Origin of the sequence: Delftia sp. Lp-1 (genome assembly GCF_020523835.1) — a bacterium.
Lineage (GTDB): Bacteria > Pseudomonadota > Gammaproteobacteria > Burkholderiales > Burkholderiaceae_C > Comamonas > Comamonas acidovorans.
In genome coordinates this window covers 1101119-1125590 of the sequence record NZ_JAJALJ010000001.1, presented here as the reverse complement: position 1 = coordinate 1125590, position 24472 = coordinate 1101119, and the positions used below count along the sequence as shown (strand labels likewise).

General features: G+C 66.9%; 19 protein-coding genes. 4 read left to right on the top strand and 15 right to left on the bottom strand.

Translation table 11 applies throughout. The features are described 5' to 3' along the window. Positions 1–5 precede the first annotated feature (5 nt). Genes LGR64_RS04940 through ppsA form a run of 3 tightly spaced genes read right to left on the bottom strand, consistent with a single transcriptional unit; the run spans position 6 to position 4877 of the window. The gene (locus tag LGR64_RS04940) at positions 6–2096 is read right to left on the bottom strand and encodes a VC_2705 family sodium/solute symporter (protein WP_230355030.1); all 2091 of its coding nucleotides are present in this window, start codon (positions 2094–2096) and stop codon (positions 6–8) included. After that, entirely contained in the window at positions 2089–2469 is a 381-nt protein-coding gene (locus LGR64_RS04935) for a DUF4212 domain-containing protein (RefSeq protein ID WP_230355029.1), read from the bottom strand. Before LGR64_RS04935 ends, LGR64_RS04940 begins: the two co-directional genes overlap by 8 nt. A gap of 17 nt (positions 2470–2486) precedes the next feature. Continuing rightward, positions 2487–4877: a phosphoenolpyruvate synthase gene (ppsA, locus tag LGR64_RS04930; RefSeq protein ID WP_230355028.1), complete on the bottom strand. Its 2391-nt coding sequence runs from the start codon at positions 4875–4877 to the stop codon at positions 2487–2489. A 211-nt stretch (positions 4878–5088) separates the two neighbouring features. On the opposite strand from ppsA, the gene ppsR reads away from it, so the two are divergent. Beyond that, positions 5089–5910 (top strand): posphoenolpyruvate synthetase regulatory kinase/phosphorylase PpsR, encoded by an 822-nt coding sequence (gene ppsR, locus LGR64_RS04925; RefSeq protein ID WP_012206864.1) that lies wholly within the window; start codon positions 5089–5091, stop codon positions 5908–5910. 15 nt (positions 5911–5925) lie between these two features. Here the strand turns inward: ppsR and LGR64_RS04920 are convergent, their stop codons facing one another. Next, positions 5926–6870 (bottom strand): LysR family transcriptional regulator, encoded by a 945-nt coding sequence (locus tag LGR64_RS04920; RefSeq protein WP_096913731.1) that lies wholly within the window; start codon positions 6868–6870, stop codon positions 5926–5928. A gap of 144 nt (positions 6871–7014) precedes the next feature. Between LGR64_RS04920 and LGR64_RS04915 the strand changes: the two genes are divergently transcribed. Then, complete coding sequence (locus LGR64_RS04915) at positions 7015–7293, top strand: DUF2798 domain-containing protein (protein WP_141834364.1); 279 nt, start codon at positions 7015–7017, stop codon at positions 7291–7293. Positions 7294–7341: 48 nt separating this feature from the next. On the opposite strand, the gene LGR64_RS04910 is transcribed toward LGR64_RS04915, so the two are convergent. The 5 genes from LGR64_RS04910 to ahpC form a co-directional block, all read right to left on the bottom strand. Then, positions 7342–8466 carry a hemin-degrading factor gene (locus LGR64_RS04910; RefSeq protein WP_043819161.1) on the bottom strand — a complete coding sequence of 375 codons (1125 nt, stop codon included), beginning with the start codon at positions 8464–8466 and terminating at the stop codon, positions 7342–7344. After that, a complete protein-coding gene (locus LGR64_RS04905) occupies positions 8463–8834 on the bottom strand; it encodes a hypothetical protein (RefSeq protein ID WP_230355027.1) in 372 nt (123 codons plus the stop codon). Before LGR64_RS04905 ends, LGR64_RS04910 begins: the two co-directional genes overlap by 4 nt. Before the next feature lie 66 nt (positions 8835–8900). Further along, entirely contained in the window at positions 8901–11180 is a 2280-nt protein-coding gene (locus LGR64_RS04900; protein WP_141834361.1) for a TonB-dependent hemoglobin/transferrin/lactoferrin family receptor, read from the bottom strand. A 391-nt stretch (positions 11181–11571) separates the two neighbouring features. Further along, positions 11572–13128 carry an alkyl hydroperoxide reductase subunit F gene (gene ahpF / locus LGR64_RS04895; protein WP_012206870.1) on the bottom strand — a complete coding sequence of 519 codons (1557 nt, stop codon included), beginning with the start codon at positions 13126–13128 and terminating at the stop codon, positions 11572–11574. A 253-nt stretch (positions 13129–13381) separates the two neighbouring features. Further along, positions 13382–13945, bottom strand: coding sequence for an alkyl hydroperoxide reductase subunit C (gene ahpC / locus LGR64_RS04890; protein ID WP_012206871.1), 564 nt, complete (start codon positions 13943–13945; stop codon positions 13382–13384). Positions 13946–14301: 356 nt separating this feature from the next. Here ahpC and bfr point away from each other — a divergent pair, with 356 nt between their 5' ends. Further along, positions 14302–14778 (top strand): bacterioferritin, encoded by a 477-nt coding sequence (bfr, locus tag LGR64_RS04885; RefSeq protein WP_012206872.1) that lies wholly within the window; start codon positions 14302–14304, stop codon positions 14776–14778. 94 nt (positions 14779–14872) lie between these two features. Here bfr and LGR64_RS04880 read toward each other — a convergent pair whose 3' ends face one another. From LGR64_RS04880 to LGR64_RS04870, 3 genes are all read right to left on the bottom strand, one after another. Further along, complete coding sequence (locus tag LGR64_RS04880) at positions 14873–16171, bottom strand: sensor histidine kinase (RefSeq protein ID WP_141834356.1); 1299 nt, start codon at positions 16169–16171, stop codon at positions 14873–14875. A 97-nt stretch (positions 16172–16268) separates the two neighbouring features. Further along, complete coding sequence (locus tag LGR64_RS04875) at positions 16269–16988, bottom strand: FadR/GntR family transcriptional regulator (protein WP_141834354.1); 720 nt, start codon at positions 16986–16988, stop codon at positions 16269–16271. A gap of 98 nt (positions 16989–17086) precedes the next feature. Further along, on the bottom strand, positions 17087–18421 hold the full coding sequence (locus LGR64_RS04870; protein ID WP_013801125.1) for an MFS transporter: 1335 nt from the start codon (positions 18419–18421) through the stop codon (positions 17087–17089). 203 nt (positions 18422–18624) lie between these two features. Between LGR64_RS04870 and LGR64_RS04865 the strand changes: the two genes are divergently transcribed. Continuing rightward, complete coding sequence (locus LGR64_RS04865; RefSeq protein ID WP_043782625.1) at positions 18625–19167, top strand: ureidoglycolate lyase; 543 nt, start codon at positions 18625–18627, stop codon at positions 19165–19167. Between the two features lie 73 nt (positions 19168–19240). Here LGR64_RS04865 and LGR64_RS04860 read toward each other — a convergent pair whose 3' ends face one another. From LGR64_RS04860 to LGR64_RS04850, 3 genes are all read right to left on the bottom strand, one after another. Next, the gene (locus LGR64_RS04860; RefSeq protein WP_012206877.1) at positions 19241–20209 is read right to left on the bottom strand and encodes an alpha-E domain-containing protein; all 969 of its coding nucleotides are present in this window, start codon (positions 20207–20209) and stop codon (positions 19241–19243) included. Beyond that, positions 20210–21679, bottom strand: a complete 1470-nt coding sequence (locus tag LGR64_RS04855; protein ID WP_012206878.1) for a circularly permuted type 2 ATP-grasp protein — start codon at positions 21677–21679, stop codon at positions 20210–20212. 143 nt (positions 21680–21822) lie between these two features. Next, positions 21823–24312 carry a DNA internalization-related competence protein ComEC/Rec2 gene (locus LGR64_RS04850; protein ID WP_141834352.1) on the bottom strand — a complete coding sequence of 830 codons (2490 nt, stop codon included), beginning with the start codon at positions 24310–24312 and terminating at the stop codon, positions 21823–21825. Between the last annotated feature and the right edge of the window lie 160 nt (positions 24313–24472).

Here is a 24472-nt window from a genome sequence, read left to right as displayed (position 1 = left end):
GCCCGTCAGGACGCTTTTGCGGGCACGGAACGCGCCGGGGCCCGGCGGCGCGGCTCCAGGCAACTGACCAGCCAGGTCACCAGCAGGCCGGCCGGCACGCCGAAGACGCCCGACGAAATCGGCTGTATGCCCCACCACAGGCGCGCGTGCAGCGCTTCGGGCAACACGGGCTGCAGTGCCGGCACATGCGAGACCATGTAGTACAGCGTGACGCCCAGCCCGGCCAGCATGCCGGCCACGGCACCCCGGCGCGTGGTGCCACGCCAGAAGATGCCCAGCACCATGGCCGGAACGAAAGCCGAGGCCGCCAGCGAGAACGATGCCGTGACCATGGGCAGGATGTCCGAGGAACGGCGCGAGGCCACGAAGGCGGCCGACAGCGCCATCACCAGCAGCGCGAACTTGGACAGGATCACGCGCTGCTCGGGCGAGGCGCGGCGGCGGCGCTCGCGAAAGTACAGGTCGCGCACCAGCGCGTTGCTGATGGTCAGCAGCAGTCCATCGGCCGTGGACAGCGCCGCAGCCAGGCCGCCGGCCGCCACCAGGCCGGAGACCACGTAGGGCATGCCGCCCAGCTCGGGCGTGGCCAGCATGATGAGGTCGGCGCCCATGCGGATCTCGCCGAACTGCAGCACGCCATCGCCGTTGACATCCTCCACGGCCAGCAAGGAGGCATCCACCCTGGCCCACTGCGCCATCCAGTTAGGCAGCTCGTCAAAGCGGATGCCCACGAGGTTGTTCATGACCTCGAACTTGACCAGCACGGCCAGGGCCGGCGCGCTCATGTACAGCACGCCGATGAAGAACAGCGTCCAGCCCACCGAGGCCCGCGCCCCCGACACCGAGGGCGCCGTGTAGTAGCGCGTGAGCAAATGCGGCAGGCCGGCCGTGCCGGCCATGAGGCAGAACATCAGCGCCAGGAAGTTGCGCCGGCTGTCCTCGTAGATCTGCTGCTCCTGGGGCGATCCATCGGGGTTGCCGGCGAATGGCAGACTGTGCAGCGGGATGCCGCCCAGCGGCTTCTCGCGCTCGCGCATTTCCTGCAGCTGGCGTGTCCACAGCGCGCGCGCGGCCGCTTCGTCGCGCGGCATGGCGGCCAGTTCGCGGCTGGCGGCCATGATGGCGCCGATATCGCCACTGCGCGTGCGCAGATCACGTATGCGCTCGGCCAGCGCCTGACGCTCGGCGGCCAGCACGCGCGGCACGTCCTTGAGCTTGTCCTCCAGCACCTCGGCGCGCAGGCGGTAGGCGGCGATCACCTCCTGCTCGGCCGGCGAGTCCAGCAGGCGCTGCTCCATCTCCGCAATCTGGCTGAGCTGGGCCGTATAGGCCAGCGGCGCCACGGGATTGCCCATCTGCCGGTAGGCCAGCCAGGACACGGGGATCAGAAAGGCCAGCAGGATCACCACGTACTGCGCGACCTGTGTCCAGGTGATGGCGCGCATGCCGCCCAGGAAGGAGCACAGCAGCACGCCGCCCAGGCCCAGCATGATGCCGATCTCGAACTGCACGCCCGTCAGCCGCGAGGCGATCAGCCCCACGCCGTAGATCTGCGCCACCACATAGGTGAACGAGCAGATCACGGCCGCCAGCGCCGCGATCACGCGCGGCCAGCGCCCGCCGTAGCGCTGCTGGAAGAAATCGGGAATGGTGTAGAGCTTCATCGCCCGCAGGTGCGGCGCGATCAGCATGGCGACCAGGCAAAAGCCGCCCGTCCAGCCCAGCAGGTAGGCCAGTCCGCCGGCCTGGCCCGGCACGCCGGCAAAGCCCTGCAGGTACAGCGCCCCCGACAGGCTGATGAACGAGGCCGCGCTGACCCAGTCCGCCGCAGCCGCCATGCCGTTGTAGAAGGGCGGAATGCGCCGGCCCGCGACGTAGTACTCCTCGGGGTCGCTGGTGCGCAGGTACACGCCGATGGCCGCATAGACCATGACGGTGAAGAACAGGAAGATGGGGCCTATCCAGTGGCGCGACAGGCCTTGCTGCTCGGCCCAGAACATGAGGGCCAGAAAACCCAGCACGCCCAGCGTGTACAGGGCCACGATGCGGTGCAGCCGCCAGTGGGAGGCCGCCGTCAGCGGTGCTCGCTCAGCCATGGCCGGGAGGCGATGGCGGTGCGGACGGTTGCGTATCGGCCGATGGGGATGCGGGAGCCGGTGCCGTCGCAAAAGCGGCCCGGGCCTCGCGGCGCTCGAAATGGTCCATGGACAGACAATAGACGATGACGATGGCCAGGAACATCAGGACTGCCCCCTGGGCCGCGAACCAGTAGGCCAGCGGCCAGTCGGGCATCAGCGCCTGCAGGTCACGCGCGTAGTAGCAGGCGCCAAAGGAGACGGCCACCCAGACCGCGAACAGCACGGCCTTGAGCCACAGATGGCGGATGTCGTGCAGGTCGGGGGCGAAGGTCTCGCCTTCGGACGGTCCCCCGACCGCGTCGTCATGCAAGTGCGCGTTCGGCGTATGCATGGCGACGCTGCCAGCCCTTACTGCGCCAGGCGCTGCCAGGTGGCGACCACGCTGTCGGGATTCAGCGAGATGGAGGCAATGCCTTCGTCAGCCAGCCATTGGGCGAAGTCCGGGTGGTCCGAAGGGCCCTGGCCGCAGATGCCCACGTACTTGCCCTGGTCCAGGCAGGCCTTGATGGCGCGCGACAGCATCTTGCGCACGGCGGGGTCGCGCTCGTCGAAGTCGGCAGCCAGCAGCTCCAGGCCGGAGTCGCGGTCCAGGCCCAGCGTCAGCTGGGTCAGGTCGTTGGAGCCGATGGAGAAGCCGTCGAAGAACTCGAGGAACTCATCGGCCAGGATGGCGTTGGAGGGCACCTCGCACATCATGATGAGCTTGAGTTCGTTGTCGCCGCGCTTGAGGCCGTTGGCCGCCAGCAGCTGGGTGACGCGCTCGGCCTGCTTGAGCGTGCGCACGAAGGGAATCATGATCTGCACGTTGGTCAGGCCCATGTCCTCGCGCACGCGGCGCAGTGCCTCGCACTCCATGCGGAAAGCCTCGCCGAAGTCCTCGGAGATGTAGCGCGCGGCGCCACGGAAGCCCAGCATGGGGTTCTCTTCCTCGGGCTCGTAGCGGCTGCCGCCGATGAGCTTGCGGTACTCGTTGGACTTGAAGTCCGACATGCGCACGATGACGGGCTTGGGCCAGAAGGCGGCGGCAATCGTGGCCACGCCTTCGGCGACCTTGTCCACATAGAAGGCACGCGGCGAGGCATGGCCGCGGGCCACGGACTCGACGGCCTTCTTGAGGTCGGCATCGACGGCGGGGTAGTCCAGGATGGCCTTGGGGTGCACGCCGATGTTGTTGTTGATGATGAACTCCAGGCGGGCCAGGCCCACGCCCTCGTTGGGCAGCTGGGCGAAGTCGAAGGCCAGCTGGGGGTTGCCCACGTTCATCATGATCTTGGTCTTGATGGCGGGCATCTCGCCACGCTGCACTTCGGTGATCTCGGTCTCGATCAGGCCGTCGTAGATCTTGCCGGTATCGCCTTCGGCGCAGCTGACGGTGACCAGGGTGCCGTCCTTGAGCAGGTCGGTGGCATTGCCGCAGCCGACCACGGCCGGAATGCCCAGTTCGCGCGCAATGATGGCCGCGTGGCAGGTACGGCCGCCACGGTTGGTGACGATGGCCGAGGCGCGCTTCATCACCGGCTCCCAGTTGGGATCGGTCATGTCGGTCACCAGCACGTCGCCGCGCTGGACCTGGTCCATGTTGGCGATGTCATTGACCAGGCGCACGGGGCCCGTGCCGATCTTCTGGCCAATGGCGCGGCCTTCGGCCAGCACATTGCCCGTGCCCTTGAGGGCGTAGCGCTGCTCGGCCTGGCCCTTGGCCTGGCTTTTCACGGTCTCGGGGCGGGCCTGCAGGATGTAGAGCTGGCCGTCCGTGCCGTCCTTGCCCCACTCGATGTCCATGGGGCGGCCATAGTGCTGCTCGATGACCAGGGCATAGTGGGCCAGCTGCTGCACGTCCTCGTCGGACAGCGAGTAGCGGTTGCGCAGCTCATGGGCCACGTCGGTGGTCTTGACCAGCTTGCCGCTGGCGGCCTTTTCCTCGGGCGAGGCAAAGACCATCTGGATCAGCTTGGAGCCCAGGTTGCGGCGGATCAGGGCCTTCTTGCCGGCCTTGAGCATGGGCTTGTGCACATAGAACTCGTCAGGATTGACGGCGCCCTGCACCACGGTCTCGCCCAGGCCATAGCTGGAGGTGATGAAGACCACGTCCTCGAAGCCCGATTCGGTGTCGATGGTGAACATCACGCCGGCCGCGCCCAGGTCGGAACGCACCATGCGCTGCACGCCGGCCGACAGGGCCACCACGTCGTGGGCAAAGCCCTTGTGCACGCGGTAGGAGATGGCGCGGTCGTTGTACAGCGAGGCGAACACTTCCTTCATCTTGTGCAGCACCGACTCGATGCCCACCACGTTCAGGAAGGTTTCCTGCTGGCCGGCGAACGAGGCGTCGGGCAGGTCTTCGGCCGTGGCCGAGGAACGCACGGCGAACGAGGCCGCCTCGTTGCCGCCCTGCAGGCGCACGAATTCCTCGCGGATGGCCTGCTCCAGATCGGCCGGGAAGGGCTGGTTCTCGACCAGGGCACGGATTTCGGCACCGACCTGGGCCAGGGCGCGGACATCTTCCACGTCCAGGGCGGCCAGCTTGGCGCTGATCTTGTCGGCCAGGCCGTCGTGGGCCAGGAACTGGCGGAAGGCGTGGGCCGTGGTGGCAAAGCCCGTGGGAACGCGCACGCCTTGCGGCAGCTGCGAGATCATTTCGCCGAGCGAGGCGTTCTTGCCGCCTACGGACTCGACATCGGTCATCCTCAGTTGTTCAAACGGAACGACGAGGGCGGTGGCCTCGAACAGTTGAGACATGGGAAAGCTCCAGAAGTTGAAAACCGTCGTGCGCCGCCCCGGCTGCCAAAGCCGGGCACGGTCGATCCATCCACGCAGGCATGCGCGAGGCTTTGCTGTTCTGGTTGGAGGCCGGCAGCGAGCATGGATGGGAAATTGGGAATAATGGGCGCCATTGTAGGCGTTTGCCGTGAACCGACGGCAGCCCCCCCCTGTCCAGAGTCCGACCACCATGCACACCCACACCATCTTCGTCATCTCCGATGGCACTGGCATTACAGCCGAGACCTTCGGCACGGCCATCATGGCCCAGTTCGACACCAAGTCGCGCCTGGTCCGCATCCCCTTCGTGGACACCATGGACAAAGTGCACCAGGCCGTGCGCCAAATCAACCATGTGGCCGAGTCGGAAAGCCACAAGCCCATCGTCTTCACCACCCTGGTCAACCAGGACATGCTCGACCTGATCGAGAGCCAGTGCAAGGGCAAGGTATTCGACATGTTCGGCACCTTCGTGCGGCCGCTGGAGCTGGAGCTGGGCCAGAAATCGCTGCACCGCGTGGGCCGCTTCGCCGACATCAGCGAGAGCAAGGAATACCTGGAGCGCATGGAGGCCATCAACTACACGCTGGCCCATGACGACGGCCAGACCCACCAGGACCTGACGGGCGCCGACGTGATCCTGGTCGGCGTCTCGCGCAGCGGCAAGACCCCCACCAGCCTGTACCTGGCCATGCAGTTCGGCCTCAAGGTGGCCAACTACCCGCTGATCCCCGAGGATTTCGAGCGCAAGCAGCTGCCGCCCGCCCTGGTTCCCTCGCGCAAGAAGCTGTTCGGCCTGACCATCGATCCGCAGCGCCTGTCCAGCATCCGCAACGAACGCCGGCCCGACTCCAAGTACGCCAGCCTCGTCAATTGCCGCTACGAGGTGGCCGAGGCCGAATCCATGATGCGCCGCAGCGGCATACCGTGGCTGTCGAGCACGACCAAGTCCATCGAGGAAATCGCCACCACCATCCTGCAGGAGGTGCTGCCCCAGCACCTGGGGCACTAGCCTCCCCTGCGCTGCTCAGGCCGGGACGTTCCAGCGCAGCATGGGCTGCTGCGGCAGCGTCTCGACCAGGTAGTCCACCAGGGCACGCACCTTGGTCGGCACGTACTGGCGGTCGCGAAAGCAGGCGAAGAAATCCAGCGTGGTGTCCTCGAAATGCAGCTGCCCCTTGCGGGCCGGGCCCAGGGTTAGCGGCTGCAGCAGTCCTTCGCGCATGTAGCGGTGGGCAATGAAGCTGCCGATCCAGACAATGCCGCCCCCGGCCACGGCCATCTCGGTCAGGGCATCCACGTCGCTGGCGATGGCGGTCACGCGCAGCTGCGGGTCCACGCGCTTGCCGTCGCGTGAAAACGGCCAGCGCATGAAACGGCCATCGGCCTCGCGCCGGTACAGCAGGCAGGCATGGTCCAGCAGATCCTGGGCCGTCCGTGGCCTGCCATGGGCCTGCAGATAGGCCGGCGATGCACACAGCACGCGCGGCACGGCCGCCAGCTGGCGCACGGCCATGCCGGGCTCCAGCACATCGCGGTAACGCACGCTGATGTCCACATCTTCCTTGAGCACATCCACCTGCCGGTCCACCACCAGCAACTCCAGCTCCAGCCGGGGATGCTGCGCGGCAAAGGCCGGCAGCAGCGGCGCCAGCACATGGCGGCCAAAGGCTGCCATGCAGGCGATGCGCAGCCGGCCCTGCAACTCGCCGTGCAGCTGGGACAGGTCGGACTGCGCTTTTTCCAGCTCCTGCAGCACGGGGCCCACGCGCGCCAGATAGCGCTCTCCCGCCTCGGTCAACGCCATGGATCGCGTGGTGCGCGTGATCAGCCGCGTGCCCAGCTCGCGCTCCAGCCGGGCGATGTTCTGGCTGGCCGCCGCCGGAGAAATGCCCAGCTGGCGCGCAGCCGAGGCAATGGAGCCGCCTTCCAGGGCTTTGACGAAGGTCTCGATGGAACGCAGATTAGGCACAAAAAACTATGGATGAAAAATGGATTCATCAATATAGCTTACGAGTGCACCAAGCTGCAGCCCTCTACACGGCAGCACGGGCCTTGCCTACAGTCGTGCACTTGCCGCGCCGAATCGACAAGCGGCCTGACCGGATCCGTGTCCATGCCTCCTACCTCTGCTTCTGCCTCCATTTCCACTGCAGCCCCCCGCAGCCGCAAGCTGCACCGCCGCTTCGCACCCATCGTCTTTGCCTTCTACATGTCGGCAATCATGGCGTTTCTGATGTGCTGCGCCATCGTCGGCGCCAACAGCGGCCTGGGCGCCGACTACCTGCGGCGCGTGATACAGGCCTATGTGCTGGCCATGCCCGTGGCCTTTGTCTGCGTGATGGTGGTGCGTCCGCTGGTGGGCAGGCTGGTGGCCGCCACCGTGCATCTCTGACGCGGCCCGACGCAGGGCCGGATCTTTGTTTTCAGGGACTGGGTGCGCTCAGGCCAGCGCCTGCGCTGCCAGGCGCGGCAGGCCCGCCACCAGTTCGCGCCAGCCGGGCAGCTCGGCCCGGCCCGGCTTGCGCTCGCCAAAGAACATGGCCATCAGGTCGCCCTGGGCATCGAAGGCCTCGACCGAGGTGACCACGCCATCGGCCGTGGGCTTTTGCACGGCCCAGACGCTGGCGATCAGGTCGCAGCGCAGATGCAGGTTGAAATCCGGGTCCATGACATTGATCCACTGTGCGCCGCCGGGCGTGTCCATGGGCTGGATGTTGTGCACGGGGCCGGTGTGGATCTGTATGCAGCCGCCGCTATCCACGAAGACCATGATGGGCAGGCCGTCCACAGCCGCATCGCCCAGCAACTGGGCCACGGACTCGGGCGCCAGCCGCGCGCAGTGGCCGGGCACCAGGCGGAAGGCCTGCTGGCGCTCGGCGCCAAACCGGCGCAGCAGATCGAAGAATTCATGCGTGTCCTGCATGGCGGCCCAGGCCGTGCTCAGGCCGGGCACGTCGATGGCCTCGTCGGCCTGCGGCAGCGCACGCGGGCGGGCATGGCGGAACAGGTAACCAGCGCTGGGCTCGGCGAAACGCTGCACCAGCGCCTCCCACGCCTGCAGGTCGGTGGACTCGCGCGCATGGACCTTGTGCACGGCACGGCCCTGCGCATTGAAGAACTGCAGGCTGCGCATGGCTGGCCTGCCGGCCTGGGCAGGCTGCTCGGTCACGGCATAGCCGGCATGCCATTGGGCAAAGAACATTCGCAGGTCGATGTCGCGGCCCAGGGCAAGGCCCACGCCGCCGTTGGCCGAAAGCTTCTGGTAGACCCCGGTCTTTTCGTGGACCGTGGACTCGTTGCGCGTCAGCGCCATCACGGGGCCGCAGTCCTGCAAGCCCTTCAGGATGGCCAGCCATTCGGCGCGCAGCGGCACGGCCTGGAGGCTGCCCTCGTGCTGGCCCGCATGCGCGGCAATGGCGGCGCCTTCCGGCAGGCCGAGGGAATCGGCCGCCTCCTTGGCGCGCAGGCCACCCTGGCGCGCCCGCGCAAAGCGCTGGCGGACTGCGGGAGCATCGACGGGAATCAGGAGCCCGCCCTCCTCGGCATCGTGGACGGCGCTGCTCATTGCAGGGTGTCCAGCGGTGCGTGCCAGAGCGCATGGGGCACCGGCTGGGCTGCATGGGCTCCAGGCAGGGACACTCCGGCCTCGGACACGGCGCGGTGCGAGCGCGACGGCGCGTCCGCATCGGCCACTGCCTGCCAGCGTTGCTGCAGCCGCCCCAGCAGGGCGCGCATGTCATGGGACAAGCCGCCCGCGCAGGCCAGGTTTTCGAGCTGCTCGGCCACCCGGGCGGCCATGGCCGGCCTATGGGTGTCGCAGCAGCCATGGCCGAAGCCGGTCATCAGGGCCAGCGTGGCAGCCAGCGCGGCCTCGTTCTCAGGCAGCAGGTATTCCTCGTCCTGGGCAAGGCTCTCACTCTTTGATGGATGCATGGGGTTCTCCTTGCGTTTCAGTTGGCAGCGTTGCACATGCATGCGCCCGCGCCACAGGCGCATGCTTCAGAAATCCTTGACCATCGACACCCGCACATGGCGGCCGGGCTGGCTGTAGGCGTCGGCAATCGCCGTGTTGGCAGCCAGGCCGCGCACATCGGCCCAGCGCCAGTACTTCTTGTCGGTCAGGTTGTAGATGCCGGCGTTCAGGCGCAGGTCGGGGCGTATGCGCCACTGGGCGCTCAGGTCGGCCACGGTGGCCGAGGGGCTGAGCCAGGCGGCGCTGCCGTTGGACACGTCGCCGGCCTTCTTGCCACTCCAGTGCGAGACGTTGAACTGCACGCCCACGGCAGAGCGCTCATAGCGCACGCCCAGCACCAGTTGCTGGGGCGAGATGGTGTCCAGCGGCTTGTCGGTCTGGGTGTCCTTGCCGTCGGTGTACCCGTAGGCCAGGCGTGTCTGCCAGTCGCCACCGCCCCAGCGGCCCCAGTCGTAGTCGGCCTTGAGTTCGAAGCCGCTGATGCGGGCGCGGCCCACGTTGATGGACTGGTAGATGGCGGGGTTGGCCGCGTTGCCGGGCTGGCCCGCAACCAGTTGCTGGTCGACGATGAAGTCCTTGTAGCGCCCCGTGAACACGGCGGCGTCCAGGCGCAGCCTGTCCATGCGCCCGCGCAGGCCCAGTTCGAAGGTCTGGCTCTTTTCGGGCCGCAGGTTGGGATTCGGGATGTTGCGGTAGAACGCCACCGGGTTCTCGAAGAAGGCGTTGATCTGGCCAGCATTGGGCGCCCGGAAGCCCGCCGCGTAGTTGCCGTAGACCGACCAGACCGGGCTGGCCTGCAGCATCACGCCCAGCTTGGGAGAGAGCGCGGAGTCGGAGTTGCTGACCACGGTGGGCAGAAAGCCGTTCTGCCGGGGCTTGATGCTGTAGTGCTCGGCGCGCAGGCCCGGGGTCACGCTCCAGGGGCCGTTGTGCAGTTCGGCCTGGGCGAACAGGGCGGTGGCGCTTTCGGTGGTGTCGGGGAAGCGCTTGAGCGGGAAGCTCTCGCCCACGGGCGGCGTGATGCCGTTTTGCGCGTTGACCACCTTGTTGCGGAGGTAGTCCAGCCCGTAGGTGAACTTGCCACTGGCCGAAGAACTCCAGCGCAGCAGGCGGCTGGCCTGTGCGTGCAGCTGGATCGCGTCCTCGTCATAGGTCACGTCGCGCTCGCGGTAGGGCAGGCCGATGCGCGTCTCGGTGACGAATTCGCGCGCGTCGGACTTCTGGTAGCTGGCCATCAGCTGCAGTTCGTCGGCCAGCGCCGTGCCCAGCTGCTGCCACTGGCCCTGCCAGCTGGCCCGCCAGCGCTTCATGTCGGTGCGCGAGTCGGAATTGGCCACGGTGGCCGAGCGCGCGGACAGCAGGGCGTAGTCGGCGCGCTTGTCCACGTTCTCGAAGGTGAAGACATGCTTTTGCACGGCGCTGGGCGTGAAGACCAGGCGACCCATCAGCGATTCGCTGCGGTCTTTCTCGGGATTGGGCGTGGTGCGCGCCGCGCCCGTCACGTTGTTCGTGCCCATGTTCTCCAGCGCGTGCGAGCGGCCCAGGCCCGCCGACAGCAGCCACGCCCATTCGGGGCTGGCACGGCCCGCCACGGTGGCGCCCAGCTTGCGGCCGTTGTCCGAGCCGTCATAGCCGGCAGCCATGCGGCCGGCGATGCGCTTGTCCTTGCCCAGCAGATCGTCCGGCTGCACGGTCACGAAATTGACCAGGCCGCCCATGCCGTCCGAGCCATAGAGCGCCGGCGTGGAGCCGCGCAGGATTTCCACGCGCTGCACCAGGCCCAGGTCCAGGTAGTCGCGGCCGAAGCTGTTGGCGCTGAAGCTGTAGCTGCGCGGCAGGCGCACGCCATCGACCAGCATGAGCACGCGGTTGCCATCCAGGCCACGGATGTTGAAGCCGCTGTTCTGATCGCGCCCGGCCGACGAAGCCGCCAGCGAGAAGCGGGCCGGGGCACGCGGCACCTCGACATTGGGCAGGAGGTTGACCATCTCGCGGATGTCGCTGGCCTGCTCGCGTTCCATGCGGCCGGCGTCGATCACGTCGATGCTCATGGGCAGGGTGTCAGGGTCCTGCACTTCGCGCGAGGCGCTGATCACCATCTCCTTGAGGGCCGGGGCACGGGTCCGTGCCCCGGACGCGGCCTGCGCCAGCAATTGCGTGTCGGCATCTCCGGCATTTGCAACGTTTGTGGCGGCCCGCCCCGGCTCCTGGGCCAGGGCAGCGGAGGCGCACAGCAGCGCGCAGGCGGCGGCCAGGGGATGACGCGCCCGCCGGGCGCTTGATTGCATTGCGAAGTCGTAAGCCATTGCGAAGCCCTCTCTCTCTGATCAACATGGATGTGCGAGAGCTGGCTTCTGCTTGCAGCAGCTGGCGGGTGGCCCGCCAGCCGTTGGCGCGTCATGTGCTGGCTGGATGAAGAAAAATTATATGCGAATAGTTCTCATTTATTACTTTGATCTGGCGCATAGGCCCCGGAACAAACCCTGCTGGCGCTGCGTGCCGCCAGGCAGTTATCTGTGCGACACCCACAGCGACAAGGCCCGCGCCTGAAGACGCGGGCATGAAAAATAGCCCCCACCCTCCCCTTGCTGCGCCAGGCCTTCTGCCCCTGGCAGGGCGATGAAAAAAGGGCCCGGATGCCATGGCATCCGGGCCCTTTCTCCGGCTTGCTCCGCGGCATGGCGGAGCAGCGGCTGGTCAGTGGCGGATCAGGTGGTCGAAGGCCGACAGTGCAGCCGTGGAGCCGGCACCGGCAGCAATGATGATCTGCTTGTACGGCACGTTGGTGCAGTCGCCTGCGCCGAACACGCCGGGCACGCTGGTGTGGCCCTTGGCATCGATCACGATTTCGCCGAAGCGTGTCAGCTCCACCGTGCCCTTGAGCCAGTCGGTGTTGGGCAGCAGGCCGATCTGCACGAAGATGCCTTCCAGCGCCACGGTCTTGACCTCTTCCGTCGTGCGGTCCTTGTAGGTCAGGCCGGTGACCTTCTTGCCGTCGCCGTTGACCTCGGTGGTCTGGGCGTTGAGGATGACCGTGACGTTGGGCAGGCTGCGCAGTTTCTTTTGCAGCACGGCGTCGGCCTTGAGCTCGCTGGCGAACTCCAGCAGCGTCACGCTGCGCACGATGCCGGCCAGGTCGATGGCCGCTTCCACGCCCGAGTTGCCGCCGCCGATGACGGCCACATTCTTGCCCTTGAACAAGGGACCGTCGCAGTGCGGGCAGTAGGTCACGCCCTTGGTGCGGTACTTGTCCTCGCCCGGCACGTTCATGTTGCGCCAGCGCGCGCCGGTCGAGAGGATGACCGTCTTGGCCTTGAGGCTGGCGCCCGAGGCGGTCTGCACCTCGATCAGCCCGCCTTCCGTGGCGGCCGGAATCAGTTTGGACGCCGTCTGCAGGTTCATGATGTCCACCTCGTAGTCGCGCACATGGCGCTCCATGGCGGCGGCCAGTTGCGGGCCTTCGGTCTTGGAGACCGAGATGAAGTTCTCGATGTCCACGGTGTCCAGCACCTGGCCACCGAAGCGCTCGGCGGCGATGCCGGTGCGGATGCCCTTGCGCGCCGCATAGATGGCAGCTGCCGCGCCGGCCGGGCCGCCGCCGACGATCAGCACGTCGAAGGCATCCTTGGCGGAAATCTTGGCCGCTTCACGCGAAGCGGCGCCGGTATCGACCTTGGCCACGATCTCGGCCAGCTCCATGCGGCCCTGGCCGAAGCGCTCGCCGTTCACAAAGACGGTGGGCACGCCCATGACTTCGCGCTGCTCGACTTCCTTCTGGAACAGCCCGCCGTCGATGGCGGTATGGCTGATCTTGGGGTTGAGCACGGACATCAGGTTCAGCGCCTGCACCACGTCGGGACAGTTGTGGCAGGACAGCGAGTAATAGGTCTCGAAGTGCAGCGGCACGTCGATATTGCGCACCTGCTCCAGCAGCTCGGCCGATTCCTTGGACGGATGGCCGCCGACCTGCAGCAGGGCCAGCACCAGCGAGGTGAATTCATGGCCCAGGGGGACGCCTGCGAAACGCACGCCGCTGTCCACGCCGGGATTGGTGATCAGGAACGAGGGCTTGCGCACCTCGGCGTCGTTGTGCTCGACGACGGTGATCTTGTCGCTCAGCTCGCGGATTTCCAGCAGCAGTTCCTTCAGCTCGCGCGCACCCTGGCTGTCATCCAGCGAAGCCACCAGTTCCACCGGACGCTGCAGGCGCTCCAGGTAGGCCTGCAATTGGGCTTTCAGGTTGTTGTCAAGCATGTCGGACTCCTAGGGAAATACGAATTTTCGGAAAAAAAATGCCGGGCGCCAGGCACCCGGGCGTCTTCAACAGTTCAACGTGCCAATCGGCACAGCTGACTCTGCATGCGACTGGCGCTGCCCAAGCCCGGGACGCCGAGCAAGGGCCTAGGCCGGCCGCGCCGCCCCGCAGCGAGGGCGTCGTCCCCCTCCCGCAAAGCGAGAGAGGGCGCCGTGCACACGGGGGAAGCGGCACAGCCGCTCAGGGGGTGCCTCAGATCTTGCCGACCAGGTCCAGGGAAGGAGCCAGGGTCTTGTCGCCTTCTTCCCACTTGGCGGGGCAGACTTCACCGGGGTGGTTGCGGACATACTGCGCAGCCTTGACCTTGCGCAGCAGATCGACGGCGTTGCGGCCAATGCCTTCGGCGGTGATTTCCACGGCCTGGATCACACCATCGGGATCGACGATGAAGGTGCCGCGGTCAGCCAGGCCCTGGCCGGGACGCAGGACTTCGAAGTTGTTGCTGATTTCCCAGGTGGGGTCGCCCAGCATCGTGTACTTGATCTTGCGGATGGTGTCCGACGTGTCGTGCCATGCCTTGTGCACGAAGTGGGTGTCGGTGGACACGGAGAAGACTTCCACGCCCAGCTTTTGCAGCTCGTCGTAATGGTCGGCCACGTCGCCCAGTTCGGTGGGGCACACGAAGGTGAAGTCAGCGGGGTAGAAGAAGAACACGGCCCACTTGCCCAGGACGTCCTTTTCGGTCACTTCGATGAACTTGCCATTCTTGAAGGCTTGCGTCTTGAAGGGCTTGATTTGGGTGTTGATCACGGACATTGCTGTTTCCTTTGTGGTTGGTGAGTGAACACAGGACGAAGTCTAGGCCCAGGCAATCGATTGATCCAATGAATTGATTGAATTCATCCGATTGCCAAAAACTATGTGAACATCCTTGGTCTCCAGGCCTGCGGGCTTGACCAGCCCGCCACCGGCCTGAAGAGGCTATTTTGGGCCGAAATATGACAAGGCAATGCAGCAACCCCGCAGCCGGCCCGCAAACGAGAACGCGCCTCATAAGCAGCCAATGCGCGATAACAGGGGTTTGCTTGATCTGACGCAGAAACCCTAGACAATCCACCCCTATAGCGGCCGGCGATCGGCGCGGTCCCCCACGTACAACAAAGGAGTTCCCCATGCAAGGCGACGCACAAGTCATCACCTGGCTGCAAGCCCAGCTCAAGAACGAGCTGACGGCCATCAACCAGTACTTCCTGCACTACCGCATGTACAAGCACTGGGGCTTCGACAGGCTGGCCAAGAAGGAATACAAGGAGTCCATCGGCGAGATGAAGCACGCCGACTGGCTCATGGACCGCATCTTCGTGCTCGACGGCCTGCCCAACCTGCAGGACCTGGGCAAGCTGCAAGTCGGCGAGGATGTGCCCGAAGCCCTGGCTTGCGACCTGAGCAGCGAGAAAACCGCGCAGCAGACCATCAAGGACGGCATCGCCCACTGCGAAAGCGTGCGCGACTATGTCTCGCGCGATCTGCTGCAAAAGATCCTGGACGATACCGAGGAGCACATCGACTACCTCGAAACCCAGCTGGACCTGATCGACAAGGTCGGCATCCAGAACTACCTGCAGTCGCAGATGGACGAAGAGTCCTGAGCATCGGACTCAGGGGCGGCGGCACAGGCCGCACCCCGCACTCGAAACGACGGGCCTGTGTGCCCGTTTTTTCATCTTCTGGCCCGGCTATCGGTCACTCGTCGGCGTATCGCAGCGGAAACAACAGAAGAAAGGTCGTGCCGGTCTGTGCGGCCGACTGCACCTCGATCGTGGCGTCCAGCAATTCCGCCAGCCGCTTGACGATGGACAGGCCGATCCCCTCGCCTGCGCCGCTGCGGTAGCTGGCCGCCGCACCGCCTTGCTGCGGCACGCCCCCGGTGCGGACCGCCCCGGATGCCGCCGACCCCAGGTGGCCCGAAGGGTCCATGTCCGTGGCCTGCTTGAGGGCGGCAACCAAAGGCGCCGCAGGCGCCATGCCAGGGCCCGTGTCCCCGATGGAGAGCATCCAGCGGCGCCTGTCCTCCCCATCGCCCAGAGCCCACTTCACCGTGACACCGCCCTCCTGGGTGTACTTGAGCGCGTTGAGTATCAGGTTCTGCGCGATGCGGCGCAGTTTCAAGGCATCCCCTTCCACCGGCATCGTCCCCGGCCCCTGCAGGTGCAGGTACAGGCCGCGATCGTTGGCCAGGGCCTGCAGTCCCTCGCACAGATGGGTGATCACCGCGGCTGCGTCAAAGGAGGTCAGCTGGCGATGCTCGCGCCCGGCGTGCAGCTTGGCCAGCTCCGTCACGTCATCCAGCAGATGGCGCAGCGACTGGACGTTGCGGTCCAGCATGCGCAGGAGTTTCTCGCGCGACTGCGCCGGCGCATGCTGCATGCCCAGGCCATGCGTCACATTGGCCACCACGCCGACGTTGCTGCGCAGGTCATGCGCGACCTGCTCCCACAGTTGCGAGCGCTGCAGGTCCAGCGTGCTCACGTCATGCAGCGCCGCTTCCAGGTCCCGCACATGGCCCTCGGCCTCCTGCTGCTGCAGGCGGAAATACTGGGTGCTGCTGTCCTGCACGTCGCGCGTGTAGGTGGCGGCCCAGGCCTTGCGCGCAACGGGCATGGCGCCATGCGCATCGGGATGCTCCTCGGCATAGGCCTCCAGTTGCGCCACCATGACTTCGTTGAGCAGGCCCAGCTCGCGCACGACTTCATGCAGGTCATAGCCCTGTTGCCAGCGGTGCAGGCCGTGGGCGGCGGCCTGCTCGCCATCGACCGGCGGCTCGGCAGCGCCTGCCGGGGCACCGCCGAGGGCCCGCAATTGCTGCTCGAACGCGGCCAGCACTGCCGGAATGTGATCGTTCAACTGGGTGCGGGGAAGCGCCTCGCCGGCGGTCAGTGCCGGGTCCCGCCTGACGGCCTTGCGCCATGTCTGCAAGAGTCCTTCGCGCTGCGCCGCGAGGGCGTCTGCCAGTATGCAGAGTTCATTTCCTTGGCTTGTCATGGATCGGCATCCGTGGCGGTCTGTAGAGAGGAAAAAATGCGTTGCGCCAAGGATGGTAAGGCCAAAAACCCGGCCGATCGGGCTCGTGCCGGCGCGCCTACAGGCCGGTGGGAAAGTGCACGCCCGCGCGCTGGGCAGCCTGCACGATGTGCGAGGCCATGGCCTGCTGCGCCAGCTCGGGCCGGCCCTGGGACAGGGCCTCGATGATGGCGGCATGCTCCTCGGCGGTCGCATGGCGCGCGCCGCGCTTGTAATACGGCAGGCGCTGGCTTTCCTGCATGACCTCGCCGCTGCCGCGCAGCACGTCGGCAATCGCATGGTTGCCCGAGATGGTGGCGATCTGCAGGTGAAACTCGAAATCCAGGCGCGTGGCCTGCACGAAATCGGCAAGCTCGATGCTCTGCTGCATGGCCTGCAGGTTGGCCTGCAGGGCCGCCACGTCTTCGGGCTGCACCACCAGGGCGGCCAGGCGTGCGACAAAGCCCTCCAGCGCATAGCGCAGCTGATAGACATCGGTGAGCGCATGCGAGTCGGCAAAGCGCCAGGCCTCTGCGGCAGAGGCCGGGGCGTCGGTGGCCTCGGTCACGTACATGCCCTTGCCGGGCCGCGCCACGACCAGGCCCAGCCCCTGCAGCGTGGACAGCGCCTCGCGCAGCGAGGTCCGGCTGATGCCCAGTTGCTCCGACAGGTCGCGCTGCGACGGCAGCAGCGCGCCCACCGGATACACGCCGCCCTCGATCCACTCGCGGATCACGCGGGCGGCATTGCCGGCAACGGCGGTGCTGGCGGAAGGACTGGAAGCGGTGCTGGGTTCCATGCGTTGGCAGGTCTCGGGGTCGGGGGCGGCAGGTGCGCTGATCTTAGCGACTGCGCACCGCTGCCGCGTGGTCGTGTGGTCGTGCTGCGTTGGTGCCTCTACTTGTTGACCAGCTTGGCCGGCACCGTATAGGTCAGGAAGGCGCCGAACAGCAGCACGCCGGCCAGCACGAACATGGCGGCATTGGTGCTCTGTGTCGCATCCTTGATGAGGCCGATCATGTAGGGACTGATGAAGCCCGCCAGGTTGGCAAAGGAGTTGATCAGCGCAATGCCGGCTGCCGCACCCGCGCTGGACAGGATGGCCGTGGGCAGGCTCCAGAACAGCGGAGAGGTCGCCAGGCTGCCGCCCGCAGCCAGCGCCAGGGCGGCCAGCGACAGATAGACGTTGCCGCTGAAGATGGCAGACAGCATCAGGCCCGCTGCGCCCACGCAGAACGGCACGATCAGGTGCCAGCGGCGCTCGCGCATGCGGTCCGAACTGCGGCTGACCAGGTTCATGGACACCACGGCCACCGAGAACGGCACGGCCGTCAGCAGGCCGATGTGAAAGGCCCCCTCCACGCCCGACTGGCGGATCAGGCTGGGCAGCCAGAACGTGAGCCCGTACTGGCCCATGACGGTGCAAAAGCAGATCAGGGCCATCTTGATGATGCGCGGGTCGGAGAACAGCGCGCGCAGCGTCACATGGCTATCGCTTTTGCTGGCGTTCTCGCGGGCGATATTGCGCTCCAGCAGGGTCTTTTCCGCCTCGGTCAACCAGCGTGCGGCGCGGATGCCGTTGTCCAGATACCAGAGTACGGCCAGGCCCAGGATCATCGAGGGAATGGCCTCGAGCAGGAACAGCCATTGCCAGCCGCGCAGCCCCGCCACGCCCTGCATCAGGTCCATGATGCCGCCCGACAGCGGGCCGCCCAGGATGCCCGAGACCGGAATCGCACACATGAACAGCGCCACCATGCGGGCGCGCCGGTACGACGGAAACCAGTAGGTCATGTACAGGATCATGCCGGGGTAGAAGCCCGCCTCGGCCGCGCCCAACAGAAAGCGCAGCACGTAGAACTGCGTGGGCGTGCTCACGAACATCATGGCCGCCGAGATCAGGCTCCACATGATCATGATCCGCGAGATGGTGGCCTTGGCGCCTATGCGGTGCATCAGCATGTTGCTGGGCACCTCGAAGAAGAAATAGCCGATGAAGAACAGCCCCGCACCCAGGCCGTACATGGCTTCGCTGAACTGCAGGTCGGCCAGCATGTGCAGCTTGGCGAAGCCCACGTTCACCCGGTCCAGGTAGGCCGCCACATAGCAGGCCATGATGAAGGGCAGCAGGCGCCAGGCCACCTTGCGGTAGACGGCGGCCTCGGCCGGCGTTTCGCTGGCCAGCGCCGGCGCCGCGCCGGCGACCTCGGCAGATGCAGGAAGAGATGACATCAGGGAGTCCTTGGTTGAGGAGTTGCGACCAACTGGTATTACCGGTATGAAATTACGAAGCGAACGGTACCCCCAGCGCTTTGCCATGTGCACTCGCATTTACCCCAATTCAACGCAAGCAAAACTAATTCCCCGAGGTTTGACAAAAATCCGGTCCAACTGCAAACTGGTATTACCAGTACGAAAACAAGAGGCAAAACTTCGTGAACACCTTGTCAGAGACCCGCCCCGCCAGCCTTTGCCTGCGCGCCCAGCCGCTGACCGCCGAGGCCTTTGCCGAGTTTGGCGAGGTCCTGGACAGCACAGGCCACACACCGCTGCTCATCAACGATGGCATGACCGAGCGCTACCACGCCCTGGCCCGCGTGGACACGGGCGGCAGCGAAGGCCATGGGCTGATCAACCTGTTCCATGCCCGGCCCTATGCGCTGCCCCTGCGGCTGACCAGCATGGAGCGCCACCCCCTGGGCAGCCAGGCTTTCATGCCGTTGGATGCGCAGCCCTTCATCGTGGTGGTGGCCCCCCTGGGCGAACAGGTGGCAACCGCCGACCTGCGCGCCTTCATCACCAACGGACGCCAGGGCGTGAACTACCGGCGCGGTGTCTGGCACCACTCGCTGATCGCGTTGAATGCGCCGGCGCGCTTCATCGTGATCGACCGTGGCGGCCCTGGCGACAACTGCGACGTGCTGCCCATCGGCGGCGCCGAGGGCGTTGTGCTGGACCTGGGCAGCGCGCAGGCCTGAATTCGGCCCGCCCAATGAACCAATGAACAAAGCCGCCCAAGGGCGGCTTTGTGCTGCATGGCGGCCGGCGGACTCAGGCGGGCACCAGAAAGTCCCGGCTGATGCCCTGGCCCAGGTCGTGCACACGGTCCAGGAACTGCGTGAGATAGGCGTGCAGGCCCGTGGCCAGGATTTCGTCGATGCGCGCATAGCGCAGGTCGGCCAGCAGGCGGCCTGCCTTGCGCTGGGTCTCGCGCGACTGGGCGTTGGCCACACTTTCCAGGTTGGCCACCACCTCCAGCATGCTGGCCAGCAGCGAGCGCGGCATGTCGCTGCGCAGCATCAGCAGCTCGGCCACGCGCTCGGGCGTGATCACGTCGCGGTAGACCTTGCGGTAGACCTCGAAGGCCGAGACGCTGCGCAGCAGCGCGCTCCAGTGGTAGAAGTCGAACGGCGTGGCCGCCTTGCCCGATGCGCCATTGCGCGCGCTGCCGTGGTAGTCGCGCTCGATGGCGTGGAACTTCACGTCCAGCAGGCGTGCCGTGTTGTCGGCGCGCTCGATGAAGGTGCCCAGGCGCAGGAAGTGGAAGGCCTCGTCCTGCAGCATGGTGCCCAGCGTCACGCCGCGCGACAGGTGCGAGCGGTGCTTGACCCATTCGAAGAACTGGCCCGGATCGCGCTCCCAGTCGCCCTCGGCCAGCAGGCGCTTGAGCTCCAGCCAGGTCTGGTTCTGGGTCTCCCAGGCCTCGGTGGTCAGGGCGCCGCGCACGGCGCGCGCGTTCTCCCGCGCAGCGCGCAGGCAGGAGGCGATGGACGAGGAGTTGCTCTCGTCGCGCACCATGAAGTGCAGCACGGCCTCGCGCTGCACCTCGCCGTGGCGGGCGGCGTAGGAGGGGATCAGCTCGCTGATGGACAGCACGCCCTGCCAGGCCTTGCGCGCCACCTGCGGCGCCTGGGGCAGCATGGAGGTGTCATAGGAGACGTTGAGCATGCGGGCAGTGTTCTCCGCACGCTCCGTGTAGCGGGACATCCAGTACAGATGATCGGCAGTACGGCTGAGCATTCAATGTCCTCCCTCGTTTGACTCACCGGCCCCGAGCACCCAGGTGTCCTTGGTGCCGCCGCCCTGTGATGAATTGACCACCAGCGAGCCCTCCTTGAGCGCCACGCGCGTGAGACCGCCGGCCACCATGCGCACCTGGTTGCCGCTGAGCACGAAGGGCCGCAGATCGATGTGCCTTGGCGCGATGCCCTGCTCCACCAGGGTGGGGCAGGTGGACAGCGCCAGCGTGGGCTGCGCGATATAGCCGCCGGGATTGGCGATGAGCGCGCGGCGGAAATCCTCGATCTCGCCGCGCGAGGCGGCAGGCCCGATCAGCATCCCGTAGCCACCGGCGCCGTGGACTTCCTTGACCACCAGCTCGTCCAGGTGGTCAAGCACGTAGCGCAGGTCATCGGGCTTGCGGCACAGCCAGGTCGGCACGTTCTGCAGGATGGGCTCCTCGCCCAGGTAGAAGCGGATCATCTCCGGCACATAGGGGTAGACCGATTTGTCATCGGCCACACCCGTGCCCGCTGCATTGCAGATGCTCACGTTGCCGGCACGGTAGGCGCGCATGAGGCCGGGGCAGCCCAGCGTGGAGGTGGGGCGGAAGACTTCGGGGTCGAGAAAATCATCGTCCACGCGCCGGTAGATCACGTCCACGCGCTGCGGGCCGCGCGTGGTGCGCATGTAGACCACGTCCTTGTCCACCACCAGGTCCTGGCCCTCGACCAGCTCCACGCCCATTTGCTGGGCCAGGAAGGCATGCTCGAAGTAGGCGCTGTTGTGCATGCCGGGCGTCAACACCACCACCGTGGGCTCGGGCGTGCCGGCCGGCGCGCTGGCGCGCAGCGTCTCCAGCAGCATGTCGGGATAGTGGGCCACGGGCTCCACGGGATGGCGCGAGAACAGGTCCGGGAACAACCGCATCATCATGCGCCGGTTCTCCAGCATGTACGACACGCCCGAGGGCACGCGCAGGTTGTCCTCCAGCACGTAGTACACGCCCTCGCCCTGGGCATTGGCAGCGCGCACGATGTCGATGCCGGCAATGTGGGCGTAGATGCCGCCCTGCACCGCCAGGCCCCGCATCTCGGGCCGGTACTGGCTGTTGTTCAGCACCAGCTCGCGCGGCACCAGGCCCGCGCGCAGGATCTCCTGGTCGTGATAGACATCGTGCAGGAAGCGGTTGAGCGCCGTCACGCGCTGCACCAGGCCCGCCTGCATTCGCGACCACTCATGTGCGGGAATGACGCGCGGTATCAGGTCGAAGGGGATGAGGCGCTCGTTGCCGGCGCCGCTTTCGTCCTTGTCGCCGTAGACGGCGAACGTGATGCCGACGCGCCGGAAGATGATCTCGGCCTCGGCGCTGCGCGCTCGCAGCGTCTGTTCGGACTGGCGCGCAAGCCATTGCGCGTAGTCCTTGTAGTGCAGGCGCACATCGCTGCCGTCGAACGGCGTCATCGTGTACATCTCGTCAAATGGATGCATTCGTCACCTCCTGTCGCTGCATGTGTACGGGGTCTAGCAAGCTACGGGCCAGCCCTCGTATCGCACCAGTGTAGCGATAGGTAACCTCAATCCGGACAAGCGGTATCCAGCATATGCATCCTGTTCCAACATCGGCGCACGCCCTATCCGCCCTGCCCCTGCGTGACGTGCACATCCCAATAGCGGCGCGCCCTTTCCCGCTCGCAGACCAGGTGCACGGGGTCCGAAGAGCGCCAGTGCGCCGCGCCGCAGCGGGCCGACTGCACCACGCCGGCGCCATGGGCCTCATAGCGACGCACCACCTCGGGGACAGGATGGCCATAACGGCTGCGATATCCCGCCTGCACCATGGCCCAGCGCGGTGCCAGGGCCTGCACCAGGGCGGTGCTCGATGAAGTGCGGCTGCCGTGGTGGGGCACCAGCAGCCACTGCACAGGCGTGAGGGCGCCGGCCCTTGCCAGTGACCGCTCCTGCGCAGCCTCGATGTCACCGGCCAGCAAGGCCTGCACGCCAGATGCCGAGCGCAGCAACAGCACACAGCTGCCCGCATTGGCATGGGCCAGCGCCCGTGCGGAGGGCAACCGTTCGCCGGCAGACGGATGCAGCACCTCCAGCCGCACGCCATCCCATTCCCAATGCTGGCCCGCCTGGCAACGGCGCACAGCGCCCAGGCCGGCCAGCGCAGGGTCGAGGATCACGGAATCCGATCCCCAGACTTCCGCCTGCGGCTGCGCGGCATGCACGGCCAATGCACCGCCCGTGTGGTCATTGTCGCGGTGGCTGAGCCACAGGGCATCCAGCCTCAGACCCAGAGCCTGCAACAGCGGCACCAGCACCCGGTCGCCGGCATTGCTGTCCATGCCGTACTGCGGCCCCGTGTCATACAGCAAGGCATGCCGCGCCGTGCGCACCAGCACGGCATTGCCCTGGCCTATGTCCACGGCCATCAGATCGAACTCGCCATGCGCCGGTGCTGGCGACGGCCACCACAGGGCCGGCAGGCACATGGCCAGGCCCCAGCAGCGCCATCCGGCAGGCACCGGAGCCACCAGCGCCAGGCCACCGCACAGCGCAGCCAGCCCCGCCCACAGCGGCGGCTGCGGCAGTTGCACCACGGCCCATGCCCACTGGTCCAGCCATTGCAGCAGCTCCAGCAGCGGGGCCAGCGCCAGCGCCGCGCCTGTCCACAAGGGCGGCCACAAGGCCCCCAGCAGGGCCAGCGGCGTGACCACGAAGGTCACCCAGGGAATGGCCGCCAGATTGGCCAGCAGGCCCGACAGCGACAGCTGGCCGAACAGCATCAGGCCCAGCGGCGCCAGCGCCAGCGAGATGCGCCATTGCTCGCCCCACAAGGCCAGCGCACGGGCAGGCAGCGAAGGCCGCTGCGCGCCCTGCATGCGCGCATCGGTGGCCAGCAGCACGCCCACGGCCACAAAGCTCAGCCAGAAGCCGGCCTGCCACAGGGCCCAGGGGTCCAGCACCACGACCACGGCCAGCGCCAGGCACCACACGGCGGGCCAGGGCCAGCGCAGTCCGGCGCCGCGCAACACAGCCACGCTGACCAGCATGCAGACGGTGCGCTGTGCCGGCAGGCCCCAGCCGCTGAACAGCGCATAGCCGCCCGCCAGCAGCACGCCGGCCAGCAGGGCCGCCTGCGGCGCAGGGCACCACAGGCAGGCCCGTGCGCTGCAGCGCCACAGCCGCCCCACCACCAGGGCTGCCAGCCAGGCGAACAAGGTGATGTGCAGGCCGGAAATGCTCATCAGATGGGCCACGCCGGTATGCCGGAACAGCGTCCAGTCATCCCGCACAATGGCCTGCTGATCGCCCATGGCCAGGGCGGCCACCACACCCAGCATGCGCGGCGCATGGACAGGGTCCAGGCCGATGCGCTGCAGGGATGCCGCAAGCGCGGCTGTGCGACCCAAGATGGCGTCGCGCATCTGCTGGCGCCAGCGCTGCAGGGCATGGCTGCCGGTGTCGGCCAGTTGGCGTGCAGCGGGCTGTTCGCGCACATGGCCCGTGGCCTGCACGCCCTGCTCCCACTGCCACAGCTCATAGTCGAAACCGTGGGGATTGCGCGCGCCATGCGGGCGCTTGAGCCGCACGGTCAGCGCCCAGCGCTGGCCCGGCCGCAGATCGGGCAGCATGGCAACACCCCTGGACTGCCGGCCCCGGGGGGCGTACCAGGACAGTTCGATCAGTGCAGGAAACGGCGCCAAGACCTCTTCGCTGCCGGCGATCCGAGCCTGCTCCACCTCCATGCGCCAGCGCATGCCCTGGGCCATGTTCTGGGGAAGCGATGCCACGACGCCGACGATGCGCAGGTCACGCCCCTCCAACGGCGCAGACAGCGCCTGGCCCGCAAAGTCCTGGGCACGCCAGCCGGTCAACCCGCCCACCAGCAAGGCAGCGCAGACAGCGGCCCACAGGCGGTGCACACCACGGCCGCGCCGGCCTGCCCATGCCCTCCATGCCAGGCCTGCCAGCCCCATGCCCGCCAAGAGCAGATACATCCACAGCGGCCACAGGCGCGGCTGCGTGACCTGCCAGGCCGCACCGGCCACGCAGCCGAGCAGCAGGGGCGTCCAGGAAGACGGCGAGAGGGTTTGGGCAGGTGCCGCAGGGTGCATCCACACATGCTAGGAGCGGATGCCGCGCAGCCACCATGCACCGCCTCGGATTCAGACAACAATCAGACTGACGGAAGCCCAGGCCCTGACATGCCAGGGTGCAAGGGGCTGTGTCACACTGTCCACCACCCCGGCACTGGTGTCGGATTTTTCTTGTCTC